This window comes from Halobacillus sp., assembly GCF_049282395.1.
Taxonomy (GTDB): domain Bacteria; phylum Bacillota; class Bacilli; order Bacillales; family Halobacillaceae; genus Halobacillus.
The window spans coordinates 1-2,392 of record NZ_JBAPTY010000135.1 but is presented as its reverse complement, the minus strand read 5'-3'; the positions used below and the strand labels follow the sequence as shown (position 1 = coordinate 2,392).

Annotated in this window: 3 protein-coding genes; 2 read left to right on the top strand and 1 reads right to left on the bottom strand. The window is 46.8% G+C overall.

Going from position 1 to position 2,392, the window contains the following annotated elements; genetic code table 11:
* Positions 1–177: 177 nt before the first annotated feature.
* On the bottom strand, positions 178–471 hold the full coding sequence (locus WAM07_RS06350; RefSeq protein WP_422165702.1) for a hypothetical protein: 294 nt from the start codon (positions 469–471) through the stop codon (positions 178–180).
* A 411-nt stretch (positions 472–882) separates the two neighbouring features.
* Between WAM07_RS06350 and WAM07_RS06345 the strand changes: the two genes are divergently transcribed.
* Both WAM07_RS06345 and WAM07_RS06340 read left to right on the top strand, forming a co-directional pair.
* Entirely contained in the window at positions 883–1,779 is an 897-nt protein-coding gene (locus tag WAM07_RS06345; RefSeq protein ID WP_422165701.1) for a 3-keto-5-aminohexanoate cleavage protein, read from the top strand.
* Positions 1,776–2,392: 3-hydroxyacyl-CoA dehydrogenase NAD-binding domain-containing protein (locus tag WAM07_RS06340; RefSeq protein WP_422165700.1), on the top strand; the 617-nt coding region annotated here is incomplete at its 3' end. The genes WAM07_RS06345 and WAM07_RS06340, both read left to right, overlap by 4 nt.

Genomic DNA, 2,392 nt, shown 5'->3' with positions numbered 1-2,392 from the left:
TGTGGGGTCTCGCCTAGCTCCTTCTCCCGCGGGAGTCTCGTCGTTTCCTCCGCCGCCCCAGCCATTTCATGTGAACGGACCCTGGCTGGGAACCCTATCTTAAATGCTTCTATATCGCCGTTTGTACCCTGGAGAGACTACGTTGATCACATAGGTTTCTTCCTCATATGAAGGCATTTACGTAAAGGATTTCGAGCTCTCCATGATCGCAAAGGAGCGGAAGGGAACGGCGAAGACTCCCTGCGGGATGAACATGATCGGTGAGATCCCGGAAGGCGAAGCCTGAGGAAGCTCAGCACATGCCCGCGGAAAGCGAGTCGTTCCCTGAAGCCCCTTCTCCACCCAATATCTCGAAATCGAGTCTTTAACTAACCGGTCCTTTAGCTTAATAAGTCTTTTTATGAAGATATCAATACTAACCATTAATATAGCCTGGAAATTAAGAGTGAACAGGTTTCTGACTGCGTTCATGAAACAGGCGCTTGGTTTGTTTCATCGCATTAGCAAGGTAATGCTGCCGCAATTATTGGAACGTGGACTCAGCTTTATTCGTCCTTCCTTAATACAGTGTTGCTTTTCGTTGGCATTTTAAAATGTACGATCCAGACGGTAATTTTTCAAATATGGAATAAGAAAGCTTTTAGAAAAATATAAGATGATTTTGAAGCTGAGTAACTCTAACAGTAACTGATGATTGATTATTCCTTATTATGCCATGTGATAATTCCATTTAAATGAAACCAGAGGACCACAAATTGGCATAGAAGGTTTGAATAAGTTTAATAAATAATAGATCCTTAAAAGGTATTGAAAATGTGAAGTCCAGTTGGTACACTTTGAAAAGATTAAATAAACCTAACGATTCAAAGGAGGATCTTTTGAATGAAAAATAAAGTATTGTTAACTTCTGCTGTAACGGGAGCTGGAGACACCTTAGAAAAGAACCCTCATGTGCCGGTAACGCCGAAAGAGATTGCGGAATCCGCTATTGAATCCGCTAAAGCGGGTGCGACGGTTGCCCATGTGCACGCACGTGACCCGAAAACCGGCGGCATTAGTCACAACATGGATCACTACCGTGAAATTGTAGACCGCATCCGTGAATCGGAAACGGATGTGATCATTAATATTACTTCCGGCGGTGGTGGAGACTTCATCCCGAGCCTGAGCACACCAGCTGCAGGCGGAGATGGCACCGATATTCAGATCCCATCGGAACGCCATGAACCGGTGGGCGAGCTGCTTCCGGAAATGTGCACCCTGGATTGCGGAAGTACAAACTTCGGAAACATGATTTATATGAGTCCGACCGATTGGCTGCGGGACCAGGCCAAAATGGTTCAGGAAAGCGGTGTGAAGCCTGAGCTTGAGTGCTTCGACACCGGACATATTCGTTTTGCCAATCAGTTAATTAAAGAAGGTCTTGTAGATGGTGATCCGATGTTCCAATTTTGTCTTGGAATTCCGTGGGGAGCGGCTGCTGATGCCGAAACCATTCTTTATATGAAGAACCGAATTCCGGAAAATGCTCACTGGTCTGCTTTTGGAATCGGCCGCATGCAAATGCCGATGGCTTCTCAGACCGCGATTCTGGGCGGGAACATCCGGGTTGGACTGGAGGATAATATTTATCTATCCAAAGGAGTACCCGCAAAGAACGAGCAGCTTGTCGATAAATCGGTCAGCATGCTTCAAGGAATGGACTTAGAGCCCATGACTCCTCAGGAAGCACGTGAATATTTACAATTAAGGAATCCGCGGGGAGGTCAATCATCATGAAAATGGCAGTCGTAGGGACAGGTGTCATAGGAAATGGCTGGATTGCACGCATGCTTGGTCAGGGCCATGATGTGATTGCAACCGATCCAGCTGAAGGAGCGGAAGAGCGCATGCGCCAGGCAGTGGATCAGTCCTGGCCATACGTTGAAGCGCTTGGGCTAGCAGAGGGTGCATCGAGGGATCGTCTTACCTTTGAAGCGGACGCAGCGGAAGCTGTAAAAGAGGCGGATTTTATTCAGGAAAACGTCCCTGAAATCGAAGAGCTAAAGCAGACGGTACTGCAGACAATTGATCAGAACGCGAAAGCAGATGCGATTATCGGTTCTAGTACTTCCGGCATTATGCCTTCCGAGCTGCAGGCTAATCTGAATAACCCGGAGCGGTTTGTCGTTGCGCATCCTTTCCACCCGGTTTATATTCTGCCGCTTGTGGAAATTGTACCTGGAGAGCAGACCACTCATGAACATGTGGAAAAAGCTATTTCCATTTATGAAAGTCTGCAGATGAGCGTTCTCCATGTTCGTAATGAAATTGAAGGTCATATCGCAGACCGCCTAATTGAAGCGATCTGGAGAGAATCGCTTCATATCGTAAATGAAGGAATTGCGACCAC